Origin of the sequence: Mesorhizobium shonense, from assembly GCF_040545255.1 — a bacterium.
Lineage (GTDB): Bacteria > Pseudomonadota > Alphaproteobacteria > Rhizobiales > Rhizobiaceae > Mesorhizobium > Mesorhizobium shonense.
The window spans coordinates 63,236-84,237 of sequence record NZ_JBEPLM010000022.1 but is presented as its reverse complement, the minus strand read 5'-3'; the positions used below and the strand labels follow the sequence as shown (position 1 = coordinate 84,237).

The 21,002-nt window shown below is 64.2% G+C and carries 16 protein-coding genes; 8 read left to right on the top strand and 8 right to left on the bottom strand.

Annotated elements, in window-relative coordinates; genetic code table 11:
* Positions 1-133: 133 nt before the first annotated feature.
* The 4 genes from ABID26_RS33535 to ABID26_RS33520 all read right to left on the bottom strand — a co-directional run bounded on the left by ABID26_RS33535 (position 134) and on the right by ABID26_RS33520 (position 5,437).
* Positions 134-715, bottom strand: a complete 582-nt coding sequence (locus ABID26_RS33535) for a CarD family transcriptional regulator (RefSeq protein ID WP_040974338.1) — start codon at positions 713-715, stop codon at positions 134-136.
* 375 nt (positions 716-1,090) lie between these two features.
* Complete coding sequence (gene fdxA / locus ABID26_RS33530; protein WP_059189985.1) at positions 1,091-1,429, bottom strand: ferredoxin FdxA; 339 nt, start codon at positions 1,427-1,429, stop codon at positions 1,091-1,093.
* Between the two features lie 253 nt (positions 1,430-1,682).
* On the bottom strand, positions 1,683-2,069 hold the full coding sequence (locus ABID26_RS33525; RefSeq protein WP_126097477.1) for an RNA-binding S4 domain-containing protein: 387 nt from the start codon (positions 2,067-2,069) through the stop codon (positions 1,683-1,685).
* A 14-nt stretch (positions 2,070-2,083) separates the two neighbouring features.
* Complete coding sequence (locus ABID26_RS33520) at positions 2,084-5,437, bottom strand: helicase-related protein (RefSeq protein WP_354417784.1); 3,354 nt, start codon at positions 5,435-5,437, stop codon at positions 2,084-2,086.
* Positions 5,438-5,541: 104 nt separating this feature from the next.
* Here ABID26_RS33520 and ABID26_RS33515 point away from each other — a divergent pair, with 104 nt between their 5' ends.
* Positions 5,542-5,688, top strand: coding sequence for a hypothetical protein (locus ABID26_RS33515; protein WP_189521428.1), 147 nt, complete (start codon positions 5,542-5,544; stop codon positions 5,686-5,688).
* A gap of 468 nt (positions 5,689-6,156) precedes the next feature.
* On the opposite strand, the gene phbB is transcribed toward ABID26_RS33515, so the two are convergent.
* Both phbB and ABID26_RS33505 read right to left on the bottom strand, forming a co-directional pair.
* The gene (gene phbB / locus ABID26_RS33510; RefSeq protein WP_126097479.1) at positions 6,157-6,882 is read right to left on the bottom strand and encodes an acetoacetyl-CoA reductase; all 726 of its coding nucleotides are present in this window, start codon (positions 6,880-6,882) and stop codon (positions 6,157-6,159) included.
* 136 nt (positions 6,883-7,018) lie between these two features.
* On the bottom strand, positions 7,019-8,206 hold the full coding sequence (locus tag ABID26_RS33505; RefSeq protein ID WP_126097480.1) for an acetyl-CoA C-acetyltransferase: 1,188 nt from the start codon (positions 8,204-8,206) through the stop codon (positions 7,019-7,021).
* 305 nt (positions 8,207-8,511) lie between these two features.
* Between ABID26_RS33505 and phaR the strand changes: the two genes are divergently transcribed.
* Positions 8,512-9,105: a polyhydroxyalkanoate synthesis repressor PhaR gene (phaR, locus tag ABID26_RS33500; RefSeq protein WP_126097481.1), complete on the top strand. Its 594-nt coding sequence runs from the start codon at positions 8,512-8,514 to the stop codon at positions 9,103-9,105.
* Positions 9,106-9,346: 241 nt separating this feature from the next.
* Here the strand turns inward: phaR and ABID26_RS33495 are convergent, their stop codons facing one another.
* Positions 9,347-10,504 (bottom strand): citrate synthase, encoded by a 1,158-nt coding sequence (locus ABID26_RS33495; RefSeq protein ID WP_126097482.1) that lies wholly within the window; start codon positions 10,502-10,504, stop codon positions 9,347-9,349.
* A 92-nt stretch (positions 10,505-10,596) separates the two neighbouring features.
* On the opposite strand from ABID26_RS33495, the gene ABID26_RS33490 reads away from it, so the two are divergent.
* Both ABID26_RS33490 and ABID26_RS33485 read left to right on the top strand, forming a co-directional pair.
* Positions 10,597-11,697: a citrate synthase/methylcitrate synthase gene (locus ABID26_RS33490; RefSeq protein ID WP_126097483.1), complete on the top strand. Its 1,101-nt coding sequence runs from the start codon at positions 10,597-10,599 to the stop codon at positions 11,695-11,697.
* 410 nt (positions 11,698-12,107) lie between these two features.
* Positions 12,108-13,238, top strand: coding sequence for a patatin-like phospholipase family protein (locus tag ABID26_RS33485; RefSeq protein WP_292303565.1), 1,131 nt, complete (start codon positions 12,108-12,110; stop codon positions 13,236-13,238).
* Between the two features lie 93 nt (positions 13,239-13,331).
* Here ABID26_RS33485 and ABID26_RS33480 read toward each other — a convergent pair whose 3' ends face one another.
* Complete coding sequence (locus ABID26_RS33480) at positions 13,332-14,216, bottom strand: AraC family transcriptional regulator (protein WP_126097484.1); 885 nt, start codon at positions 14,214-14,216, stop codon at positions 13,332-13,334.
* A gap of 308 nt (positions 14,217-14,524) precedes the next feature.
* On the opposite strand from ABID26_RS33480, the gene ABID26_RS33475 reads away from it, so the two are divergent.
* From ABID26_RS33475 to ABID26_RS33460, 4 genes are all read left to right on the top strand, one after another.
* Positions 14,525-15,946 (top strand): coniferyl aldehyde dehydrogenase, encoded by a 1,422-nt coding sequence (locus ABID26_RS33475; protein WP_126097485.1) that lies wholly within the window; start codon positions 14,525-14,527, stop codon positions 15,944-15,946.
* A gap of 365 nt (positions 15,947-16,311) precedes the next feature.
* Positions 16,312-17,484 carry an efflux RND transporter periplasmic adaptor subunit gene (locus ABID26_RS33470; protein WP_126097486.1) on the top strand — a complete coding sequence of 391 codons (1,173 nt, stop codon included), beginning with the start codon at positions 16,312-16,314 and terminating at the stop codon, positions 17,482-17,484.
* Positions 17,485-17,560: 76 nt separating this feature from the next.
* On the top strand, positions 17,561-20,731 hold the full coding sequence (locus ABID26_RS33465; protein ID WP_292341771.1) for an efflux RND transporter permease subunit: 3,171 nt from the start codon (positions 17,561-17,563) through the stop codon (positions 20,729-20,731).
* A 98-nt stretch (positions 20,732-20,829) separates the two neighbouring features.
* A complete protein-coding gene (locus ABID26_RS33460; protein WP_126097488.1) occupies positions 20,830-20,988 on the top strand; it encodes a DUF3309 family protein in 159 nt (52 codons plus the stop codon).
* The last annotated feature ends 14 nt before the right edge of the window (positions 20,989-21,002 follow it).

Here is a 21,002-nt window from a genome sequence, read left to right as displayed (position 1 = left end):
AACTGAAACTGAAAGGGCTGGCCCCTGTGCAATACAGGACCCAGCCCTTAAATCTACCAGCTCAATGAACCGTCCAACTTTACGGGGTCAGTTCATCGAGCCGGGTTTTTTCGTATTCGGAAAGCGAAAAAGCTCAGGCAGCTTCTTCCTGCTCGGCTTCCTCGTTGTCGGCCTTGGCGCCGCGCTTCGGACCCTTGTTGAGGTTGACCTCGATGAGGCGCACGGCTTCCGTCTCCGACATGCGGTTGACGGCGGCAATCTCGCGGGCCATGCGGTCGAGCGCGGCTTCGTAAAGCTGGCGCTCGGAATAGGACTGCTCCGGCTGGTTGTCGGCGCGGTAGAGGTCGCGCACCACTTCCGAGATCGAGATCAGGTCGCCGGAATTGATCTTGGCATCATATTCCTGCGCGCGGCGCGACCACATGGTGCGCTTGATGCGGGCGCGGCCCTGCACGACCTTCAGCGCGCGATCGACATAATCCTCTTCCGACAGCTTGCGCATGCCGATCGAGGTCGCCTTGGCGACCGGCACCTTGAGCCGCATCTTGTCCTTCTGGAAATCGATGACGAATAGTTCCAGCTTGTGACCTGCGACTTCCTGCTCGTCGATCGCCACGATCTGGCCGACGCCATGCGCCGGATAGACGATGAATTCGCCGGTCTTGAACCCGTGGCGGGCTGCGGTGGACTTCTTCTGCGGGGTGATCGTTGCCATTACGCCCTGAACTCCTTAGTTGTAGCGCCGGCATGGCGGCGCCGGCTGAAACCCACGCGATCGGCGATAGCCGACCGTTAGCCGCACAACAGGTGAACCCACCGGAAAAACCGAGACCGACAAATCGCACGAATGCGACCCGCCTGCCCCAGATCGCTCTGGTCCGGATTGAGAAGCTCACCTTTCAGTGATTTGGGGCGTTAGCGCCATAAATCGACGTTGTGTCACCGGCATGTTTCGCTCATGTAGCACAAAAAGTCGGAAGAATCAAGGTTTTGCTGCGTTCGCTAACGCCAAACGCCGTCGCTGTCTGTCAAGACAGCAATTGTATCGGGCCTGTTACGCTGCGTCATGCCGACCTAGCCGGCTCGGCAGTCAGTCGCCTTCGCCAGGCTCCGGCGAGAAATATTTCTCGAACTTTCCGGTCTCGCCGTCGAAGGTCTTGGCATCTGCCGGCGGCTCTTTCTTGGCGGTGATGTTGGGCCATTTCTCGGCGTATTCGGAATTGACCTGCAACCATTTGTCGAGACCGGACTCGGTGTCCGGCTTGATCGCGTCGGCCGGGCATTCCGGCTCGCAGACGCCGCAGTCGATGCACTCGTCAGGGTGAATGACGAGCATGTTCTCGCCTTCGTAGAAACAGTCGACCGGACAGACCTCGATGCAGTCCATGTATTTGCATTTTATGCAATTGTCGGTCACGACATAGGTCATCGCAGGCTCCGGGACGTCCCGTTTTTGTTGGGCTTTTCAGGGTGAGGTAACGCCTTTGCCCTTCGCTGGCAAGGGCGGGGCTTGCTGCCGGAGCCGGCGTTGCGGAACAGAATTCCAACCGGTCGCCGCGACGCGGTTCAGTCGTCTCTTCTAAAGCGCGTCGCGATCTTTCAGATTCGCTCCCTGCGCTTTAGTTTTTTGAATTTACGCATGTCTTTGTCCCGAAACCGGTTCCCACTTTCGGGAGACATGCTTAGTCCTCGCCGCGCAGGCGGTCGGTGTGCCGGCGCTCCCGCTTGGTCGGACGGCCGCTGCCGGTCTCGCGCAGCGCCGGAATGGCGTCGGGAACGGCCTCACCCTTGGGCGTGGGTGGGGGCGACATATCCTCGTAGAGCAGTCGCGCTTCCTCCGCCGGGCCGCGCCGGGTTCCTGGCCCAAGCACTTTCCAGACCATGATACGGCGGTCGAGCGTGATGGTCAGGACATCGCCGGCCTTGACCAGATCCGAGGCCTGCGCTGCTTTGTCGCGATTGATGCGGACGCGTCCTGCAATGACGAGCTTCGCCGCCAGGGAGCGCGATTTCACCGCGCGCGAGAAGAACAGCCATTTGTCGATGCGCTGGCGTCCTTCTCCAACCATTGCACCGGCCGAGGCTATTTCTTCAGCTGGTCGCGCAAGGCGGCGAGCTTGGCGAAGGGCGAATCCGGGTCGAAGCGCTGCGGACGCTCCTCGCGTGGCTTGCTCTGGAAGGCCGGCTTGTTGTCGCCCGCGGCATTTCCTTTGCCGCCCTGCCTGTTGCCCTTCCAGTCCGGCCGCCCCTCGCGGCGGTCGCCGGTTTCCGGCCTCGGCTTGAACTTCGAGCGATCGAAGCGAGGTTTGCCGGCGCCGTCGCGCTGGTCGCGACGGCCTTCGTGGGTCGGCCGATCTCCGGCCTGGCCGCCAGTGGCGCCCGCCTGGCCATCATGCGCAGTCAGTGCGCCGCGCTGACGGTTATCGCGTCGGTTGTCATGGTGGCGATGGCGCGGGCGCTGATGATCGAAGCGCGCCTGTCGCCACAGAAGGATCGGCTTCGGCTCTTCTTGCTCGGCTGGGGCTTCGCCGGCCTTACCCTCCCCCTCGTGGGGAGGGTCGGCGCGCAGCGCCGGGGCGGGGGGAGCGCCGGCACCGGCGGTATTGGTGCCGTCTGCATCGCCGGCGCCATCACCCCCACCCGCGTCGCTTCGCGCCGCGACCTCCCCCATCGAGGGGGAGGTCGGAGCCTCGGTGGCCTGCTCTGGCGCAGGAGCGGCTTCTCCTACAGCTTCAGTTTGAGGCTGCTCTTCCGACACGGGCTCTACGCCGGCCTCAGCGGCAGACTCCGTGCCTCCGTCGGTCGTAGCTTCGGTAGCTTGTATTTCGGCTATCGGTTCCGAGCCTTCGGCGGCGGTATCGGCAGCCGGCATCTCAGCCGCCTTTGCAGCGCGCGCGGCCTCTTCCGCGGCGAGCTTCGCGGCGGCGGCTTCGCGGGCGGCGCTGTCCAGCGCGTCGAGCTTGGCCTTGACTTCGGCGGCCGGCTTCGGCTCGGAACGATAGCCCAAGCCCTTGAGGATCTCTTCCATGTCGTCGGCGGTGGCGCCGAGGATCGACATCATCGGCGGCGTCACCATGAAGGCGTGGCCGTCATAAGCGCCGTCAGGGCGCTGACCGAGGCCGGGCTTCCAGTTGGTCGCCGGGCGGATGAGATCGGCGAGCCTTTCCAAAATGTCGACACGCACGGCGCGGCGGCCGAGGTTGCGGTAGCCGGCGAGTTTGTAGAAGGTCTTGTCGAAGGCCGGGTCGATGACCACCGAGGTGCGGCCCGACGCCAGCGCATGGACGACGTCGCCGAAGCCCGGCTTGTCCTTGCCCTCGTTCTTCAGCGCCCAGAGCAGCGTCACCAGCCCGGCCGGCGCCGGCTTGATCAGCGCCGGCACGAAGACGTGGTAGGCGCCGAAGCGCACGCCAAGGCGCCGCAGTGCCGCGCGGCCCTCCTGGTCGAGCGACTTCATTTCCTCGGCGATGTCGCGGCGGTTGATGAGGCCGAAATGCTCGACGAGCTGGAAGGCTATGCCACGCGCGATGCCGGCGAGCTGGTCGGCATTCTTCAAGTCGACGAGCGGCTTCAGCAGCGACTCGATCTGGAAATTGACGAAACGCTCGGCGCGCGCCGCGACCTTGTCGCGGGCCGGCCCGGTGAGCTGTTCGTCGGCAAGCAGCACAAGCCGCGGCTTCAGCGCCTCGTCACCGGCGACCAGCGTGCCGATCGGTGCGCCGATCCAGCGCAATATGCCGTCCGAGCCCAATGCCAGATCGCCGTTGGCGCAGGCGGCAAAGCGCTCCGAGCGCGCCTCGAATTCCGTGCTGAGCGCCTTCTGGGCGGCGGTGCGCACCGCCTTGGCATCCTCGCCGCCGGCGCTCTGGTCGGCGGTGAAGCGGAATCCCTGCAGCTCGCCGACGTGATGGCCTTCGACGAGGACGGTTCCGGTTGGGCTGATTTCGGCTTCAGGCATGGTATTTTCTCTAAGGCGCCGCATGAGGACGGAAGTCCTGCGGTCTACGAAGCGTTTCGTCAACCGCTCATGCAGCGCATCCGACAATCTGTCTTCGATTTCGCGCGTCTTTTCCTGCCAGTGTAGCTGATCGGCCAGCCAGTTCGGTCGGTTGGAGACGAAGGTCCAGGTGCGGATCTGTGCGATCCGGTGCGACAGCGTGTCGATATCGCCATCCGTCGTGTCGGCTCGCCGCACCTGCTCGGCCATGTAATTCTCATCGACATGGCCATGGCGCGCAAGGTCCATGTAGATCGAGGCGATAAGGTCAGCATGCTGCGCGGGCGCGATCTTGCGGTAGTCCGGCAGCGCGCAGGCTTCCCAAAGCAGCGCCACGCGCTCCTTGCCGCTGGCAAGCGCGCGGATATCCTCGTCGCGCGACAGATGTTCCAGCGCCTGGGCGTCCACCACCGGCAATGCCCGGGTCAGCCCTTCGACCGGCGCGTTGGTCTCGATCGAGCGCTTCAGGGCATCGAGGCTGGTGAAATCGAAATCGGCGGTGCGCCACTGCAGCACCTTCACCGGGTCGAAGTCGTGTCCTTCGATCTTCTTGACCAGATCCTCGTCGAACGGATCGACCTGACCGGTGACGCCGAAGGTACCGTCACGCAGATGCCGCCCGGCGCGGCCGGCGATCTGGCCGAGCTCGGCGGCGGTCAGGTTGCGGTACTGGTAGCCGTCGAACTTGCGGTTCTGGGCGAAGGCGACGTGCTCGAGATCGAGGTTCAGCCCCATGCCGATGGCGTCGGTGGCGACGAGATAATCGACATCGCCAGACTGGAAGATCTCCACCTGGGCATTGCGGGTGCGGGGCGAGAGCGCGCCGAGCACGACTGCCGCGCCACCCTGCTGGCGGCGGATCAGCTCGGCGATGGCATAGACCTCGTCGGCGGAGAAGGCGACGATCGCCGTGCGCCGCGGCAGGCGGGTGAGCTTCTTCGAGCCGGCATAGGCGAGATGCGACAGCCGCGGCCGCGTCACCACCGAAATGCCCTTCAGCAGTTTCTGCAAGATGCCGTGCATGGTGGCGGCACCGAGCAGCAGCGTCTCCTGGCGGCCGCGCAAATGCAGGATGCGGTCGGTGAAGATGTGGCCGCGTTCCAGGTCGCTCGCGAGCTGCACCTCGTCGATGGCGACGAAGGCCGCATCGGTCTCGCGCGGCATCGCCTCGACGGTGCAGACAGAATATTTCGCAGCTGCCGGAATGATCTTCTCTTCGCCGGTGATGAGCGCCACCTTGTGGGCGCCGACCTTCTCGCAGACGCGCGTGTAGACCTCGCGGGCAAGCAGTCTGAGCGGCAGGCCGATGATGCCACTCTCATGCGCCACCATGCGCTCGATGGCGAGGTGGGTCTTGCCGGTGTTGGTGGGGCCGAGCACGGCCGTCACGTCGCGGCCCGAAAGGATCAGCGGCTGGGTGTGTTTCGGCTGGATGTTCATCGGCTGGGAAATGACGCTTTCTGCCGCTTGTTGTCGGGAACGCGGCGGTGCCGCCGCGTGTGACAGGCGACACATAGGGATTTCAGACGCGAAGCGAAAGCGGAATGTTCCCTGAAAAAAATGGCGCGCCGACGGGCAAGGTCAAAATCTGCGGCCGATTAACCGTTGGAACGAGTCTGGAACGAATCGGCGACGAATCGCTGACTCGGCCTGATTCAGGTTTTGTTCACGGCTATATGTGGATTTTTTGACGCTGAGTCTCACCACATGCTGAATCCAAGAACTGGCCCGTTTCATGCTTGGCTCGGGCGCGCTTCGAACGGCCGTTAACTTTTGCCGGCGAACGGTGGCGGCTTACCTGAGTGCAGTCGCCAAAGTTATGAAATGGTTGATCTTTCCTAATCGCCCATTAATTATTTTGACGCCGTTTCCGCTCCGCGCGTTAACTTTTCGGCCAAAGCCGGAACGAATCGGCGACGAATCAGCGATCTACGAACTTTCCCGTTTTGTTCACCTCTAGATATGGTGTTGTCCACAGCTTGCGCACCGAAAATTCACAAGCTGTGAACGGGATTTCGCATAGGGCGCGCGGAAGCCGTTAACTTTTGCGTGCCGAATTGAGGCATGCGTCACGCGTTCCGCCGGGAGCGCAGACAAAAACAGGTGGCCCGATTTCTCCGGGCCACCTGCCATCGAAGAACATCAGGTGAGATAAGATCTCAGGTGAAATACTGGCCGCCATTGGCGCTGATGGTCGAGCCGGTGATGAAACCGGCCTCGTCCGACGCCAGAAAGACGACGCAGCGCGCGACCTCTTCCGGCTCGCCGAGACGGCCGACAGGGATCTGCGGGATGATGCGCTCGTTGAGCACCTTCTCGTCGATCGCCTTGACCATCTCGGTGGCGATATAGCCCGGGCAGATGACGTTGACGGTGATGCCCGCGCGGGCACCTTCCTGGGCAAGCGCCTTCGAGAAGCCGATGTCGCCGGCCTTGGCGGCGGAGTAATTGACCTGGCCGGCCTGGCCCTTCTGGCCGTTGATCGAGGAGATGGTGATGACGCGGCCGAACTTGCGGTCGCGCATGCCGCTCCAGAGCGGATGCGTCATGTTGAAGACGCCGGAGAGGTTGGTGTCGACAACCTCCTTCCACTGCTCGCGGGTCATCTTGTGGAACATGGCGTCGCGGGTGATGCCGGCATTGTTGACCAGCACCGAGACCGGGCCGAGATCGGCCTCCACCTGTTTAATCCCGGCGGCGCAGGCATCGTAGTCGGCGACCGACCATTTGTAGACGGGGATGCCGGTCTCGGCCTTGAATTTCTGCGCCGCTTCGTCGTTGCCGGCATAGTTCGCGGCCACCGAATAACCGGCGCTCTTCAGCGCCACCGATATCGCCGCGCCGATGCCTCGCGATCCGCCCGTGACTATTGCGACTTTGGACATGAAGTTCCTCCCTTTTTTGGTCGGAGGAGCGAATAGGGAGTAGCGAATAGCGAATAGCGAGTAGGGATCTGATATCCCGCCGCGCGACGCTTTTTCTTCCCTATTCGCTACTCCCTATTCGCTATTCGCTACTGCCTCAGTTCAACGCTTCAACGCACATGGCGACGCCCATGCCACCGCCGATGCACAGCGTCGCCAGGCCCTTCTTGGCGCCGCGGCGGCGCATTTCATGGACCAGCGTGTTGAAGACACGGGCGCCGGAAGCGCCGATCGGATGGCCGATGGCGATGGCGCCGCCATTGACGTTGACGATCGAGGGATCCCAGCCCATGCCCTTGTTGACGGCGCAAGCCTGCGCGGCGAACGCCTCGTTGGCCTCGACGAGATCGAGGTCCTTGACCGACCAGCCGGCCTTTTCCAGCGCCCTTTTCGAGGCCGGGATCGGGCCGGTGCCCATGATCGCCGGGTCGACGCCGGCGGTCGCCCAGGAAGCGATGCGCACCAGCGGCGTGATGCCGCGCCTGGCGGCTTCGGCCTCGGTCATCAGCAGCGCGCCGGCGGCGCCGTCATTGATGCCTGAAGCATTGGCGGCAGTGACCGTGCCGTCCTTGTCGAAGGCGGGCTTCAGCTTGGTCATGGCGTCCAGCGTCGCGCCATGGCGGATATATTCGTCCTGGTCGACGATGGTGTCGCCCTTCTTGCCCTTGATGGTGAAGGCGACGATCTCGTCCTTGAACTTGCCGGCCTTCTGTGCCGCTTCGGCCTTGTTCTGCGAGGCGAGCGCGAACTCGTCCTGGTCGTCGCGGGTGATCTGGAACTGACGGGCGACGTTCTCGGCGGTGTTGCCCATGTGGTAGCCGTTGAAGGCATCCCACAGGCCGTCCTTGATCATGGTGTCGATCATCTTGTAGTCGCCCATCTTGACGCCGGCGCGCAGATGCTGGGCATGCGGCGAGAGCGACATCGATTCCTGGCCGCCGGCGACGATCAGCTTGGCATCGCCGGTGGCGATCTGCTGCATGCCGAGGGCGATTGCCCGCAGCCCCGAGCCGCAAACCTGGTTGAGGCCCCAGGCGGTGGTCTCCTTGGGCAGGCCGGCATTGATCGAGGCCTGGCGGGCTGGGTTCTGTCCCTGGGCGGCGGTCAGCACCTGCCCGAGGATGACCTCGTCGACCTCGCCTGCCTCGACGCCGGCCCGCGCGAGCAGTTCCTTGATGACCACGGCGCCGAGCTCATGTGCCGGCGTCGCGGCGAAACTGCCATTGAAGGACCCGACCGCCGTGCGGGCGGCGCTGGCAACGACGATTGAATTGGAAGCGGACATTTTCTTCTCCAGACTTCGAGGTGTCGTGTTTTAGGCGATCATTGAAGACTTTTCTTGCCCGTTAGGGAACCCGAGTCAAACCGGAAATGGGCATGGCCGCCATGCGCGGCAAGCAGGTCGGGCGCCTATCGTGACAGCGCAGCCATCAGCGCGCGGTACAATTTGCTCCGCTCATTCCGCATTAAATGATGCCGCACTGCACAAACCACTTGGAATTGTGACGCTTTTGCGCATATCCTCGACAAATGGCGCAATCGTTACCGGCCGCTTACTCTGAACGCGCCGGTATCCTGGGGAGGATACGGATGGCCGCAAAAGACGACCCGATCGTCATCAAGAAATATGCCAACCGCCGGCTCTACAACACCGGCACCAGCACCTATGTCACGCTCGAGGATCTGGCCGAGATGGTCAAGAAGGGCGAGGAGTTCACCGTGCAGGACGCCAAGACCGGCGACGACATCACGCATCCGGTGCTCACACAGATCATCTTCGAGCTGGAGAACAAGGATGGGCAGAACATGCTGCCGATCCCGTTCCTTCGCCAGCTGATCTCCTTCTACGGCGATCAGATGCAGATGATCGTGCCGAGCTTCCTCGAACAGTCGATGATCGCCTTCTCCAAGGAGCAGGAGCGCTTCCGCGAGCAGCTCAAGGGCGCCTTCGGCAAGACGCCGATCGACATGATGAAGACGCCGATGAAGGCGCTGGAGGAACAGACGCGCCGGAACGTGGAAATGTTCCAGAACGCGATGCGCATGTTCACGCCGTTCCCGTCCGCGGGGAACAATTCCGCGGCGCCTGCCGAGCCGCCGAAGAAGGAAGAGAAATCCGACGATCTGCAGGAATTGAAGGCGCAGATCGCCGCGATGCAGCGCAAGCTCGACACGATGTCCTGACGGGTGTGTTGGCGGTTGCGAACGCTTGTGGTGGTCGAGGCGTCTCTGACGTCGTCATCCTAGGGCGGAGCAAGGAGCGAAGCGACGCGCGCAGACCCTAGGATCCATGCCGTTACATTAAAGCGTTGCAGCAATTGCAGAATTCTGCACGTTTGTACCCTACGGCAAGGGCCACGGCATGGATACTCGGGTCAAGCCCGAGTATGACGAAGCGATAGGCCTTTCGGCTAATCCCCAACGGTTAGACCATAGATCGTTCCGGCCTTAGCGGCCCGTCGTAACGCGCGCGGGGCCTGATCGGCCTGTTGCTTGTCACTTGTTCGATGGCATGCGCCGTCCAGCCGACGCTGCGGCCGAGCGCGAACAGGCGGAAGGGCGCGTCGGCGGGGAGACGCAGGCTGCGCGTCAGCGCGGCCAGCGCGAAATCGACATTCGGATGCATGCCGGTCGCGGCAACGACGGCGTCGCGCAGATGCAGGAGCCCGTCATCGATCTCGACATCGGGCAGCAAGGCTTCCGCGCGCGGATCGCCTTCGGGGTAAAGTTGATGACCGAAGCCGGGCAGCGGCCGGTCGTGGGCGAGCCAGCGCGCGATCGCCTCGTCCGGGCCCAGCCGTTCCGAATCCTCGACAAGGGCGATCGCCGCGGCGCCGGCGCCGCCGTGGCGCGGGCCGGTGAGGGTGGCGAGACCGGCAAGCAGGCAGGCCGCGATCGGCGCGCCGGTGGAGGCCGCCACGCGCGCGGCAAAAGTCGAGGCGTTGAGCTCGTGATCGGCAAGCAGCACCAGCGCCTTGCGGATGAGATCGGCGCCGGCCGCGTCGACCGACCAGGCGCGCGCCAGCCTTTCATGCACCGGCTCCGATCCGAAGATCGCGCCGAGCGCGGTGGCGATCACGCTTATCGCATTGGCGCCGTCCTGCTGCAGCATGGCCGGCCTGCGGCCGAGCGAAGGCCGGCCTTCGCCCGCAAGCGCCGAGAGTCTCGCAAATGCCGTGGAAGCACCGCTCTGCCGCGCGGTCGAAGGGGTCAGCGAAGCGAAGGATACGGCAGCGCCGGAGGCCCATAACAGGCCGGCGGTTTGCTCAAGCGTTGCCGCCGCCGCAAACGCCACGGCATCCTGGCCGCGATAGACGAGGCGGCCATGCAGCACCGTCGAGATGGCGGTGGTGATCGCCGGCTCGCCCCAGGCGATGGCGCTCTCGGCAATCGCCTGCGGGCTGCGTCCGCGCGCCCGGCGGGTGGCAAGCGCGGCAATGTCGTCGGCACGATACTGGCTGCGGCGCGGGTCCACTTCGTCGGGCCGCATGCCGATGCGGCCGCGGCTGACATAGGCATAAAGCGTCTGCGGCCGCACGTTGAGCCGCGTCAGCGCTTCCTCTCGTGTCAACCATTCGGACATGCCTGGTGCCTCACATTGATTCTATTGATCAAGATTGATGCATTGGTTGCGCAGCATTAATTGCAGTGCACAAAAGGTCAAGGAGACAAGTCATGGCAAACGGGCTTGATGATGTTGTGGCGGCGGACACGGTGCTTTCCGATGTCGATGGCGCGGGCGGCCATCTCACCATCCGAGGCCATTCCCTGACGGAACTCGCCGCCCATTGGCGTTATGGCCAGGTGGTGCGCCTCTTGTTCGACGGCTTCTTCGACGAGCTTCCCGGTGATGCCGAGCTGGAAAAAGCCATCGGCGATGCGCGCGTCGAGGTTTTCGAACGGCTGCAGCCGATGCTGACGGAGCTCGCGCCGCTCCATATCTACAGCGCCATGCGCGCCGGCATCGCCCTGCTGCCCGACGGCGATGGGCTTGCCGATGCGCTGCGGCTGACCGCGGCGCCGGCGGTGCTCACGCCGGCCCTGCTGCGGCTCAGCCGCGGCAAGAAGCCGATCGCTCCGGATGCAAGCGCCGATCATGCCGCCGATATGCTCAAGATGCTCGGCGGCACCGCATCGCCGGCGCTTGCCAAGGCGCTCGACACCTATCTGGTGACGGTCTGCGACCACGGGCTCAACGCCTCGACCTTCGCGACGCGCGTGGTGGCATCGACGCAGGCCGGCTTGACCTCGGCGATCCTGGCCGGGCTCGGCGCGCTCAAGGGTCCGCTGCATGGCGGCGCGCCGGGGCCGGTGATCGAGATGCTCGACGCGATCGAGGCGAGCGGCGACGCCGCCGCCTGGCTGCGCGACGAGATCGCGCGCGGCGAGCGCATCATGGGCTTCGGCCACCGCATCTACCGCGTGCGCGATCCGCGCGCCGACGTGCTGAAGGCCGTGGTGCGGCGACTTGGCGCCAGGAGCCAGACGAGTAGCGGGAAGGCGGGCAGCCGGCTGGCCTTCGCCGAAACGGTGGAGCAGGCGGCGCTCGACGTGCTCAGGATCGCCAAGCCCCAGCGTTCAATCCAGACCAATGTCGAGTTCTATACGGCGCTGCTGCTCGAAGCCGCCGGCTTCCCTGAGGAAGCGTTCTCCAACGTCTTTGCCGCCGGCCGCGTCGCCGGCTGGATCGCCCACGCGCGCGAGCAGCAGGTGACCGGGCGGATGATCCGGCCGCAGTCGCGCTATGTCGGGCCGGTGCCCGATCTCGTCGCCTGACAGCGCGGATCGGTGATCATTGCACCGCGTAAACGTTCGGAATTGGCCGAAGCCCCTCGAACTTCGTCATTCCAGGGCGACGCGAAGCGTAGACCCTGGAATCCATGCCGATACATCAAGCGAAGAATGCGGCGATCCAGAACGAGCGCATGGCGCTGCCGTCGCTCTTTCTGCACCGTCGCGGCTCTCGAAAGTCACGGCATGGATCCTATGGTCTGCGCCGCGTCGCTTCGCTCCTTGCTCCGCCATAGGATGACGAAGGCGACTGCCGAAATTTCAACAGATCACGCTTGTGTGTTCGTGTTCTTGCCTTGGTCCGCCCTTATATGCTGCGCTGCAACATAGGCTGATTGCGCTGGGCTGCTCCTTATGACGCAAGGGCAGGCCGAAGCATCAAGACAAGGAACGTCATGGCGAAGAACGGCAAGGCGGGGGAAAAGAAGAAGATCAACGTCGCGCTCCAGGGCGGCGGTTCGCACGGCGCCTTCTCCTGGGGGGTGCTCGACCGCCTGCTCGAGGACGGGCGGCTGGACATCGCGGCCGTGTCCGGCACCAGCGCCGGCGCCATGAACGCGGTCGCGCTGGCTGACGGCTTCGTGCGCGGCGGCGTCGAGGGCGCGCGCAAGAAGCTCGACAAGTTCTGGCGTGCGGTGGCCTCGAAGGGCCGCTTCAGCCCGGTGCAGCGCATGCCGTGGGATGTCGTGTGGGGCAACTGGTCGATCGAGAATACGCCCGGCTATTTTTTCTTCGATACCATGTCGCGGGTCTTCTCGCCTTACATCGCCAATCCGCTCGGCCTCAACCCGCTGCGCGACGTGGTCGAGAAAGAAATCGATTTCCGCAATGTGCGCGCCTGCAAGTCGATCGAGCTCTTCATCTCGGCGACCAATGTCGAGACCGGACAGCTGCGCGTTTTCTCCGACGGCGAGATCGACCTCGACACGGTGATGGCTTCCGCCTGCCTGCCGCAATTGTTCCGCGCGGTCGAGATCAAGGGGGTGCCTTACTGGGACGGCGGCTATGGCGGCAATCCGGCGCTCTATCCTTTCTTCAAGACGGCGGCGACCGAGGATGTGCTGCTGGTGCAGATCAATCCGGTGGTGCGCGAAGGCACGCCGAAGAGCGCCAACGAGATCCAGAACCGGATCGACGAGATCACCTTCAACGCAGGGCTCCTGCGCGAATTCCGCTCGATTGCCTTCGTCAAGGAGCTGATCGCGGCCGGCCGCCTGCCGCATGGCGAATACCGCGATATCCGCATGCACAGGATCGACGCCGACGAGGCGTTCAAGGATCTCTCGGCCTCGTCCAAGGTCAATGCCGAATGGGCCTTCCTCGCCTATCTGCGCGACCTCGGCCGAAATGCCGCCAGCGACTGGCTGGAGGAAAATTACGACGCCGTCGGCAGCCAGGCGACGCTCGACCTGTCGGGCGAGCTCGACGACGGCTTCAAGCCGGTGCGCGGTCCGGCGCCGGGGCGCCGCGTCAAGGAATTCCTCGCAGCGCGCATCAAGCCGGAATCGGCGCGACGCCGCGCCTGATTTGCCAGGTCGCGACCTCACAAAGATCGAGATCGTTGGATGGCGGCCTGTCCCGCTTCTCGCTCGGACAGGACAAGCCGCTTTCCTGTCGCGCTATTTCAGAGGGAGAAAGAGTTCGACGATGATCTCGGGCACCGCCATCTCTGGGGAGAAGGACAGCCGTCGTTGGCAATAGACCGGAAAGTCGCGTGCTTCCTCGCCGCTGGCCGGAAGCCATTCACGATAAAGGTAAAGCGCGGCGGGCTCCAGATTGTTGGTATTGCCGGGGTAGCGCAGCACCGCACAGCGTCCGCCGGGGATCACGCCAGCCTTCATCTGCTCGTCGTTCGCGTCGATCGGCTGGTCGGTCCCGACGCAAATGTCCATGCTGTAGTCGGCCGCGACAGCGGGACATCTCTCGGAACGGAAGACATTGAAGGTCGGGCTTGTTTCGGGCGACAGGCCGGCGGCCTTGCGCCAGGCGATGAACCGCTGGATCGTAGCGCCGAGCGTCGCCCGGTCACCCCGATGCTCCATGATCGCCACCGGGGTGGGAGGCACATCGCGGATCGTCACGTCGTCGCGGGTAAAAATTATCTGCATGAGCTTTCTCCTGGCGTTGTCGAGAGGCCCGAAGGCCATAAGCCACGCCCCCCAGTCGGGAGATCTCCGGAACGACGAAGGCGATTGCCCGCACCGTTGCCGAAAGGCGCGGGCGAAGGCATCCGGTGCGTCGTAACCGGCATCCATCGCTATATCCGTGACGCTTTCGGCATCCCCGTAGCCCAGCCGGTATGAAGCGCGCTTCATGCGGGCGAGCTGGATATAGCGATGCACGGACAGCCCGAAGGTCGCCGTGAACTGCCGGTGGAAATGATATTTCGAATAGGCTGCGACGCTGCTCAGCGCGTCCAGGTCCAGATCGTCGTCCAGATGCCGGTCTATGTGATCCAGCACCCGCTGCATCCGGGCAAGGTAGTTTTGCAGCGCCGCCTGCATCGTTCTGTTCTCCGTGGCAGCTCCAGCTAAGCGGCGCGGACATGAGGCGCTCGACCGATCTTGCGGTTTTGTCACCGGCCGCACACCATCGCCAAGGGCTGTTTACGCACGCCCAATTAACGCTTGAACGGCGAAAAGGGCCATTTGCGGACCGGTGACTTTCTTGTGTCGATGACGGGTGCCAAACGGCATATTTGAGGCGTTCGGATCGGGGCAACCGCCGGGAACATTCCCCGACGGAACCGGGGCAATGCTGGATTCGATTGCCAGGCCGATGTAACTTACCTGAACGTAAAGGGGAGGTAGCGATGCTGCAGACCAGACAGAACTCCCTCGGGGTCAGGTTTGAAGCGCAGTGCAGGGCCTTCGAGAAGGAGCCTTTTCCCAGCCTCGAGGTGCGCAAGGACCGGCTCAAGCGCCTGCTCGCTCTCACCGAAAAGCATGAGGCCGAGATCTGCGCGGCGATCGACAGCGATTTTTCCGGCAGGGCTCAGCAGGAAACGCGGCTTGCGGAACTGTTCGTCGTTCGCGCCGGCATCAGGCACGCCATTCGGCATCTGCGCGGATGGATGCGCGAACGCCGCGTCGCCACCAGCCTGCCCTTCCTGCCTGGGCGCAATCGGCTTTTGCCGCAACCGCTCGGCGTCGTCGGCATCGTCTCGCCCTGGAATTATCCGTTCCAGCTCGCCGTCGCGCCGGCGACCGCCGCTTTAGCCGCCGGCAACCGGGTGCTGATCAAGCCTTCCGAACTGACGCCGAAGTTCTCGGACCTGCTCGCCCGCTTGGTAGAGGAGCATTTTTCCCCTGACGAGATGAGCGTGGCGGTCGGCGATGCCGACGTCGGCAAGACATTCGTGTCGATGCCTTTCGATCATCTCCTGTTCACCGGCTCCACCGCGGTCGGCCGGCAGGTGGCGCTGGCCGCGGCCGCCAATCTGACGCCGGTCACGCTCGAGCTCGGCGGCAAGTCGCCGGCGATCTTCGATCAATCCTGCGATCTCGATGCTGCCGTCGCAAGCGTCGCCTATGGCAAGCTTTTGAATGCAGGCCAAACCTGCATCGCGCCCGACTATCTGATGGTCCCGCAAGGGCAAGGTGCGGCGATCGCCACAAAGCTCGCCGCCGCGATGGCGCGGCTCTATCCTCGCCTCGCCGACAATCCCGACTACACGGCGATCGTCAGCGAACGGCACCGCCAACGGCTGAGCGACATGATTGCCGAGGCGCGCGAAGGCGGCGCCGATGTCACGGAGGTCAACCCGGCAAATGAAGAGCTTGGCGTCACTGACCGCAAGATGGCGCCCGTCCTGGTCAGGAATCCCGGTGAGACCTTGCGGCTGATGCGCGAGGAAATCTTCGGGCCGGTGCTGCCGATCCTCGAATACGGCACGGTCGACGACGCCATCGAGCATGTGAACCGGGGCGAGCGTCCGCTCGCTCTTTATTGGTTCGGCAAGGATAGCGCCAATCGCCAAAGGGTGATGCGGGAAACCGTGGCCGGCGGCGTCACGGTCAATGACTGCATGATGCATCTGGTGCAGGAGCGGCAGCCATTCGGCGGCGTCGGCGAGAGCGGCATGGGCGCCTATCACGGCGAATGGGGCTTCCGGACCTTCAGCAAGGAAAAGCCGATCTTCGTCCAGTCCAGGCTAAGCGCCGGCGGCCTGCTCAGACCGCCCTATGGCAGGACATTCGAGCAGTTGTTCCGCTTGCTGAACTTGATCGGCTGACAGCATTTATTTTCGAAGCGGGCGCGCCTCAGCGTTGTCTCATGCCAATGGGGCAAGTCATTGCGCGAAAAAATTCCGCAGCATGCTGACGCCTACTGCCATCGAGGGTCCCCGCGAACAAAAATATCTGTCCGGACCGGGAAAAGCCGGCTGCCGACGGTCCGAAAAGTGGAAAAAGCCAGCAAGCACCGATTGAAAGCGCAATGATGCTGCAATTTTTCTGACTATATTGCGCCGCAACTTTGAGGTAGAAGCGCGCTTCGCCGATCACGGCAAATTGAACATGGCTTTGCGCGCACCCATATCGGCCGCGCGCCAGGGAGTCGAAGCGCCGACCTCGCCAAGCCCGCAACGGAAAAACGACGATGCCGAAAATCAGGTTTCACAAGCTTGCAGCCATTGCTGTGCTCATCGGATTCGCTGCCTGGATGGCAACGGGCGAGTTCTCGTCCGTGGGCAGCGCCGCCGACCACCAGAATGCAGGGGAGGCAGGCAAAGCAGCGCAATCAGGAGCCGAGAAGCCGAAGACGGCAGAGGCCGAGCCGAAGGCCGCATTGCGCACCGTCGCGGTGGTGACGCCGCCGCGCAAGACCTTCGCGCGGGCGATACGCATCTCGGGCCTCACCGAGGCCGACAAGCGGGCGGTGCTCGCCACGCGCGTCGCCGGCGTCATCGACAAGCTGCCGGTCAAGCAGGGCGATCGCGTCAAGACCGGCGACCTGGTGCTGATGCTTGCCGCCGAGGAGAAGATCTCGAACGTCGACAACGCCAAGCAGCTCCTGGTGCAGCGACAGGCCGAACTCGAAGCGGCGCTCAAGCTGATGAAGACCGGCAACCTGCCCAAGCTGCAGCTCGACACCGCGCGCTCGAACCTCACCGCGGCGCAGTCGATGCTGGAGACGGCACAGGCCGAACTCGACCGCAACGAGGTGAAGGCGCCGTTCGACGGCGTCATCGACCGCGTGCCGGTCGAACTCGGCAGCTCGGTCATGCAAGGCGGCGAGGTGGCGACGATCCTCAAACTCGATCCGGTGATCGCGCGCGGCGAGATCAGCGAGCGCGACCTGCGCTACATCAAGATCGGCGACGAGGCCAATGTGCGCCTGGTCAACGACCAGAAGGTCACCGGCACGGTGCGCTACATCAGCCGGGATGCCTCGTCGCAGACCCGCACCTTCCGCGTCGAGGTGGCGATCCCCAATGGGGATGGCTCCATCCCCGCCGGCATGACGGCCGAGATCACGCTCAGCGCCGAGCCGACCGATGCGGTCATGCTGCCGCGCTCGGTGGTGACGCTGGGCGACAAGGGCGACCTCGGCATCCGCGCCGTCGGCAAGGACGACAAGGTGGCCTTCTTCCCGATCGACCTCGTCGACGATACGCCGCGCGGCCTGGTCCTCGGCGGCATCCCGCGGGATGCGCGCATCATCGTCGCCGGCCAGGAGCTGGTGAAGGAAGGCGATCCGGTGAAGCCCGTCGAGGCCGACCAGGCCACCATCAACAAGCTGATCAGCGAAGCCACCGCCGGCACGCAGTAGCGCGACCGCCCGGCGCCGGCCCGACCGGCGCCGCCGGCCAGTGTCGCCGCTTCCAACGAAACAGCAGGCATAAGTCATGGACATCGTCAGACTCGCCATTCACAACGCCCGCCTCACGATATCGGCGCTGATGTTCCTTCTGGCTGCGGGCTGGGTAGCCTATCAGTCGACGCCGAAGGAAGCGGAGCCCGACGTTCCGATTCCGATGATGTATGTCAGCCTGGTCTACCAGGGAATCTCGCCGGAGGACTCCGAGCGCCTGCTGCTCAGGCCGATGGAGAGCAAGCTCAAGAGCCTCAAGGGGCTCAAGGAGATGCGCTCTGCGGCCTTCCAGGGCGGCGGCTACGTGCTGGTCGAGTTCCAGCCGCAGACCAATCTGGCCACCGCGCTGCAGGATACGCGCAGCAAGGTGCAGGACGCCAAGGCCGACCTGCCGCAGGCGGCCGAGGAGCCGACCGTCACCGAAGTCAACGTCTCGGAATTCCCGGTCCTGGTCGTGACGCTGTCTGGCGACGTGCCGGAGCGCGTGCTGACGGCGGCGGCGCGCGAACTGCGCGACCGCATCGAGGAAGTGCCGGGCGTGCTGGAAGGCTCGCTGCAGGGCGCGCGCGACGACCTGGTCGAAGTCGTCATCGACCCGGTGAAGCTCTCTTCGTACGGGCTGCAGCTCGACCAGGTGATCCAGGGCGTAGGTGCTTCCAACAGCCTTGTCGCGGCCGGCAATCTCGAAGGCTCGGAAGGCAAATACGCGGTCAAGGTGCCGTCGCTGATCGAAACGCCCGAGGACGTCGCCAACCTGCCGGTCGTCGCCACGCCGAATGCCGTGGTGCAGGCGAAGGACGTCGCCACCGTACGCTCGACCTTCAAGGACGCCGAGACGGTGACCCGGCTCGACGGCAAGCCGGCGATCGCCATCGAGGTGAAGAAGCGCATCGGCGCCAATCTGATCGATACGCTGACCCATGTCAGGGAAGTGTCGGACAACTTCATCAAGTCGATGCCGGAAGGCATGCATGTCACCTACACGCAGGACAAGTCGGTCTTCGTCAACCAGCTGCTCGGCGACCTGCAGAACCATGTGATGATCGCCGTCATCCTGGTGTTCATCGTTATCCTTTACGCGCTGTCCGGCCGCGCCTCGCTGCTCATCGGCCTCGCCATCCCGTCGTCGTTCCTGATCGGCATCCTTCTGCTCGCCATGATGGGCTACACGATCAACATGATCGTGCTGTTCAGCCTCATCCTGGCGGTCGGCATGCTGGTCGACGATGCCATCATCGTCACCGAATTCGCGGAACGGCGCATGAGCGAAGGCATGCCGAAGGCGGATGCCTTCGCTTTGGCCGCCAAGCGCATGGCCGGCCCAGTGATCGCGGCGACGATGACGCGCATCGCCGCGTTCTCGCCGCTCTTGTTCTGGCCCGGCATCATCGGCGACTTCATGAAATACATGCCGATCACGCTGATCGTGACGCTGTCGGCCTCGATGCTCTATGCGCTGGTCTTTGCGCCGACGCTCGGCGCCATCTTCGCCAAGGCGCCGGCGCATCACGAGGAGAGCAACCGCGACGGCTGGTACATGGCCCTGGTCAAGCAGGCGGTGCGCTTCCCGATCACCGTCATCCTGCTCACCGTCGGCCTGCTGGTCGGCGTCGGCTTCGCCTACTCCAAGTACGGCGCCGGCGTCGAGTTCTTCCCCAATGTCGAGCCGGATTACGGCCTGCTCTACGTGCATGCCCGCGGCAACCTTTCGCTGGCCGAAATGGACGCTGCCACCAAGACGGCCGAAAGCCGCCTGCTCGGCTGGCCAGGGGTGAAGTCGGTCTATACCCGCGTCGGCAAGACGCAAGGCGGCGGCCAGGACATCCCGGAAGACGTCGTCGGCGTGATCCAGTACGAATTTGTCGACTGGCGCGAACGCAAGTCCGCCAACCAGATCCTCGACGACCTGCGCGCGGTGACGGCCGGCATTCCCGGCGTCGACGTCGAGGTGCGCGTGCCAGAAGCCGGCCCGCCGACCGGCAAGCCGATCCAGATCAGGCTGTCGGCCGCCGATCCTGCCGGCCTCGACGACAAGGCGCGCGCGGTGGCGGCGCGGATCGCCAAGATACCCAACGTCATCGACGTTTCGGACGGCCTGCCGCCGCCCGGCGTCGACTGGGCGCTCGAGGTCGACCGCGCCAAGGCTGCGCAATACGGCATCAGCCCGACCTCCGTGGGCACGGTGGTGCAACTGGTAACCAACGGCCTCAAGCTGTCGGAGTACCGGCCGGCCGGCGCCGACGACGCGGTCGACATCCGGCTGCGTCTGCCGGAGGACCGGCGCACGCTGTCGACGCTTGACGAGCTTAGGGTGCAGACCTCGCAAGGGTCGGTGCCGATCTCGAACTTCGTGGTGCGCAAGCCCGAGCCGACGGTCGGCATCCTCAACCGCATCGACGGCGCGCGCACCGTGGTCGTGCAAGCCAATGTCAGCGCCGGCGCGCAGGTGGCGGCCGTGCAGCAGGAGGTCACTCAGGCCGTCGCCGACATGGGCCTCGGCAGCGGCATCCGCTGGAAGCTCGCTGGCTCCAACGAGGACAGCGCGGAAGCCAGCGCTTTCTTGAGCAAGGCCTTCGGCGCCGCGATCTTCCTGATCTTCCTGGTGCTCTTGGCGCAGTTCAACAAGTTCACCAGCGTTTGGCTTGTCTTGTCCTGCGTGGTCATGGCGACGATCGGCGTGTTCCTCGGGCTGCTTCTGACTGGCGAGGCCTTCGGCATCGTCATGTCGGGTATCGGCGTCATCGCGCTCGCCGGCGTGGTGGTGAACAACAACATCGTGCTCATCGACACCTATGACCGGCTGCGCGAGGAGGGCTGGGACAAGATGGACGCGGTGCTGCAGACCTGTCGCGAACGCGCGCGACCGGTGGTGCTGACGGCGGTGTCGGCGATCCTCGGCGTGCTGCCGATCGCCTTTGGCCTCGGCCTCGAAATCTTCCATCACGAGACGACGATCAACGCGCCGTCGACGCAGTGGTGGATTTCGCTGTCCTCGGCGATCGTCTTCGGCCTGTCCTTCGCCACCTTGCTGACGCTGGTGGTGACGCCTTCAATGCTGATGGTGTTCACCCGCGCCAAGGTGAAGCCCGGCGCGCGGCGCAGCTTGTTCAGCCGCCTGTTCCGCCGCGGCAAGGTGTCGACCGATCAACCGACTGTGGAAACCGACCTCGAACCGGGGGCAGCCTTCCCGAAAGCCGCGGAATAGGCCGGTTTCGAACCCAATGGCAAAAGAGCCGCCCGGGGAACAACCGGGCGGCTTTTTGCATTGTTCCCTCGTATTCAACCATACGGCGAGGGCTTTTCATGACGATCAGCACACTTCTCATCATCATCCTGATCTTGATCCTGATCGGTGCGGTGCCGGCATGGCCGCACTCGCGCTCCTGGGGCTATGGCCCGTCGGGGATCGTCGGCGTCATTCTGATAGTGCTGCTGATCCTTTTGTTGATGGGCAGGATTTGACCTCAACATTGCGG